Source organism: Campylobacter coli LMG 9860, assembly GCF_000254135.1.
GTDB classification, from domain to species: Bacteria; Campylobacterota; Campylobacteria; order Campylobacterales; family Campylobacteraceae; genus Campylobacter_D; species Campylobacter_D coli.
In genome coordinates this window covers 1-3,575 of record NZ_AINS01000085.1, presented here as the reverse complement: position 1 = coordinate 3,575, position 3,575 = coordinate 1, and the positions used below count along the sequence as shown (strand labels likewise).

Genomic DNA, 3,575 nt, shown 5'->3' with positions numbered 1-3,575 from the left:
TTATTTTATATATTTTCAAAACTTTTAAATAAAATCCACATTATACTTGAAAAAATTAAAACTTTAAAATGAAGGAAATTTTATGCAAGAACTTACTCGAGCGAAAAAAATCCGTTCTATTGTAGCTGCAAGTAGCGGAAATTTGGTAGAATGGTTTGATTTTTATATTTATGCTTTTACAGCAACTTATTTTGCTCATACTTTTTCAACCTCTGATAATCCTATCGTGCAGCAAATCAATGCTTTTGGAGTCTTTGCTGCGGGCTTTTTTATGCGTCCTATAGGCTCTTGGCTTTTTGGTTCTTTAGCTGATAAAGTGGGTCGTAAAAAATCCATGGTTGTATCTGTGGTTTTAATGGCTTTAGGCTCTTTTATGATAGCAGCTTTACCTAGTAAAGATGTGGTGGGGGATTTTGCTATTATCTTGCTTTTACTTGCAAGACTCATACAGGGACTAAGTGTAGGTGGGGAATACGGCATAGCAGCGACCTATCTTTCCGAACTTGCCACAGAAGGCAAGCGGGGTTTTTACTCTTCTTTCCAATACGTAACCCTCATAGGCGGACAGCTTTTAGCAGTAGCTAGTATTAGTATAATGCTTTTCTTTTTTAGCATTGATGAAATGAAAGATTATGCTTGGAGAATACTTTTTGTTGTGGGTGGAATTTTAGCCCTTGGCTCTCTTCTTGTGCGCAAAGTGATGAATGAAAGCGCGACACAAATTCACAAACATGAGGATAGAGGGACACTCAAAGCTTTATTTACAAGCTCTTGGAAACAATTTTTAATGGTACTTGGTATCACTGCAGGTGGATCTTTGGCATTTTATACTATCACTACCTATACCAAAACTTTTATGGAAAATTCAGGTATGGATAAAACACTGGTTAATAATCTCTTTTTAGGTGCTTTATTTATACTTATGATTATACAACCGCTTTTTGGATATATCGGCGATAAGATAGGACATAAGCGATCCTTAATCATCTTTTGTATCTTAGCTTTTGTAGGAATTTATCCTATTTTCAATCTTATATCAAGCAATGCTCAAAGCAATGCTTCTTTAGTGTTTATCTTAGTGGTGCTTTTATTTATTATTCTAAGTTTTTATACTTCAGTGGCTGGAATTTTTAAAGCCAAACTTTTCCCTGAACATGTAAGAGCCTTAGGCACAGGCTTGGGTTATGCGATATCTAATGCCATCTTTGGAGGATCTGCACCTTGGGTGGCTTTACAATTTAAAAATGCAGGAATGGAAAATGGCTTTTTTGTTTATATCGCCGTGCTTACTCTGCTTATGTTTATAGCAACTTTGTGCCTGCCTAAAAAATCAGAGCTTAATTAATCTTAAAGCCTTTAAAGAAAGTATCGAAAGTGCGGTACTTTCTAATTCTTTTAAGCTTTTAAATTGATAATTTTTATTTTCCTCTTTTAAAATTTGATGATAAACTTTAATATTTAATTTATACTTTGTATAATGATGTTTAAACTCTCCTAACAATTTCATATTTTTAAAAATTTCGCCTTCCTCTTTCTTAAAAAAAGGAAAATTATACATACCCTTATAAAGCTTATCTTGACTTTTTTGTATAGCAAATTTTTTATCCCATTCAAATACAAAAAGACTTAAGTTTGCATTCTCATAAGATGTTTTTTTAATTCCAGGATAAAGCTCTGTATTGAATTTTCCTTGGCAAAAATCATACAAGGGGCAAATTCCACATTTTGCATTTTTACTCACACATATTAAAGCACCTATATCAAGTAAGGCTTGGTTGTGATTAAAAGCATCTGCTAAATTTAAAAGCTCCTTAGCCTTTCTTTCAAGCTCACTCATTTTCGGATTTTCCAAGGCAAAAAGGCGTGAAAGTACACGGCGTATATTGCCATCTACAAAAGAAACTTTTTGATCATAAGCAAAACAAGCAATGGCTCCTGCGGTATAAGTTCCTATACCACTTAAATTTTTTAATTCATCAAGTTTTTTGGGTAATTTGCCTTCAAATTTATCCACACACTCTAAAGCTGCTTTTTTTAAATTTCTAGCACGAGTGTAATACCCAAGCCCCTGCCAAGCCTTTAAAAGCTCATCTTCGTTTGCCTTAGCTAAACTTTGTAAGGTAGGAAATTTTTGCAAAAAAGGAAAATAAAACTTCTCTAAAACTGATTTTACCTGAGTTTGCTGGAGCATAATTTCACTGATATAAACTCCATAAGCTCTATCAATATCTTTTAATCTTTCATCACAATCTTTACTTTCTAAATTGCGCCACGGCAAATTTTTGCGTCCATTTTTATCATACCAAAGAAGTAATTTATCTTGTAAATTTTGAATCATTTGTTTTTGCATGGGTTAGAGTATAACAAAAATTGCATAAAAATTTATAATGTATTATAGTGATATTTTAATAATTAAAATCAAAAATCATTTTATCAATTTATATAAAAATCCCATTTTACATACAATACAAAGCTACAAATAATAAAAATGCAAAAATAAACACAACTTAAATATAAATTCAAATAAAAAATAAAAAAGTAAGGAAATATAGTTATTTTCAAAGCTTTAATTTAGAATAAAATATTTAAAATACATTTTTAATTTTCAAAATTATATTCTTTGTTATAATTATTTAAATCAGTATTTTTAAACGCATTTAAAGGGTTAAATCAATGGATCATCATAAGCTAATTCCCCTTTGGGATGAACGCTATAATATCAACCATCAAAAAATCGATACCCAACACCAAAGACTCTTCGAACCTGCAGCACAAGTTGAAAATGCGGTTTTTAAATTTGTTAAGCGCGATGAATTAAAAGAAATTTTAACCGAACTCTTTGCTTATATGAAAGAACATTTTCATGATGAGGAAGAATTTATGCAAGAAATTCAATATCCACGCCTTTACGAGCACAAACAAATGCATAAAAATATCATACATGAAATGTCTCAATTGATACAAAATATAAAATCTACAAATGATTTAAAAGAAAAACTATACTCTATCATGTCAAAATGGCTTTCTAGGCATATTTTAAGCCATGATGTTATGATTATTGCTTGGGTAAATGAGAATTTAAAAAAAGATGAAAATAAAGCACTTGAGTTAAACGATTTGCCACCAAAACAAACCCTAACACAGGAGGAAAATTTCGAATTTATCTATTCTTGTCCTTGCAAGATAGATCATAGGTTAAGCTTTAAAGAGCATGAAAGTATTACCAATGAAGGCAAGGTTATGAGATGTAAAAAATGTCAAGAGCTTTTATTTTTTATTAGAAGCCAAGAAAAAACTTATAAGGGATAAAGCTTGCTTCCAAAATGGGATAAAATCTATAGCGTTCATAATGGCAGAATAGACAACTAACACAAAAAGCTGTTTGAACTTGCAGCCAAAGTTGAACATATATTTGATAAACCCGTTCATAGAGATGAAATTAAAGCTTTGCTTACAGATTTTTTCAACTATATGAAATACCATTTTGATGATGAAGAAAAATATATGCAATTCATTCGTTATCCAGACTTTGAAAGGCATCGCCAAATTCATAAAGAAATCATCCAATCCATGAT

General features: G+C 31.1%; 3 protein-coding genes and 1 pseudogene. 3 read left to right on the top strand and 1 reads right to left on the bottom strand.

Features of this window, described 5'->3' with window-relative positions; genetic code table 11:
• Window positions 1–82: 82 nt before the first annotated feature.
• The gene (locus CCO88_RS08815) at window positions 83–1,345 is read left to right on the top strand and encodes an MFS transporter (protein ID WP_002793433.1); all 1,263 of its coding nucleotides are present in this window, start codon (window positions 83–85) and stop codon (window positions 1,343–1,345) included.
• On the opposite strand, the gene mutY is transcribed toward CCO88_RS08815, so the two are convergent.
• Window positions 1,331–2,338: an A/G-specific adenine glycosylase gene (mutY, locus tag CCO88_RS08810; RefSeq protein WP_002781386.1), complete on the bottom strand. Its 1,008-nt coding sequence runs from the start codon at window positions 2,336–2,338 to the stop codon at window positions 1,331–1,333. The two genes, CCO88_RS08815 and mutY, sit on opposite strands and share 15 nt — an antisense overlap.
• A 335-nt stretch (window positions 2,339–2,673) precedes the next feature.
• Between mutY and CCO88_RS08805 the strand changes: the two genes are divergently transcribed.
• Both CCO88_RS08805 and CCO88_RS10225 read left to right on the top strand, forming a co-directional pair.
• Window positions 2,674–3,309: a bacteriohemerythrin gene (locus CCO88_RS08805; RefSeq protein WP_002840278.1), complete on the top strand. Its 636-nt coding sequence runs from the start codon at window positions 2,674–2,676 to the stop codon at window positions 3,307–3,309.
• A 3-nt stretch (window positions 3,310–3,312) separates the two neighbouring features.
• Window positions 3,313–3,575 (top strand): annotated as a pseudogene (locus tag CCO88_RS10225) (bacteriohemerythrin); the annotation flags it as partial.

Bases quoted from the DNA above. Each gene is read 5' to 3' on its own strand.
- CCO88_RS08815 (WP_002793433.1), top strand. From the start codon at position 83: ATGCAAGAACTTACTCGAGCGAAAAAAATCCGTTCTATTGTAGCTGCA.
- mutY (WP_002781386.1), bottom strand. From the start codon at position 2,338: ATGATTCAAAATTTACAAGATAAATTACTTCTTTGGTATGATAAAAAT.
- CCO88_RS08805 (WP_002840278.1), top strand. From the start codon at position 2,674: ATGGATCATCATAAGCTAATTCCCCTTTGGGATGAACGCTATAATATC.